The following is a 280-nucleotide window of genomic DNA, read 5'->3' on the forward strand; positions in this document are numbered from 1 at the left end:
GGCCTCGGCGGCGTCGACACCCAGCAGGTGACGATCACTGTCACCGGCAGCAACGACGCGCCGGTGCTCAGCTTCGCGACCGGCAACGATGCCGGCGCGGTGCAGGAAGACACCACGCTCAGCGTGAGTGGCCAGTTCAGCTCGGCCGATATCGATCACGATGCCACGGCGACCTGGAGCATCAATGGCTCGTCAACCGGTACCTACGGCTCGATCGCCGTGGACAACAGCGGCCAGTGGACCTACACGCTGGCCAACGGCACCGATGGCGTTGCCAATG

At 65.7% G+C, this 280-nt stretch carries 1 protein-coding gene; it reads left to right on the top strand.

Annotated features, from left to right (window positions below):
* The coding region (locus KW846_RS29785) for a VCBS domain-containing protein (RefSeq protein WP_218486474.1) at positions 1-280 on the top strand (280 nt) is incomplete at both ends.

The organism is Pseudomonas sp. PDM32 (assembly GCF_019219225.1).
Lineage (GTDB): Bacteria > Pseudomonadota > Gammaproteobacteria > Pseudomonadales > Pseudomonadaceae > Aquipseudomonas > Aquipseudomonas laurylsulfatiphila.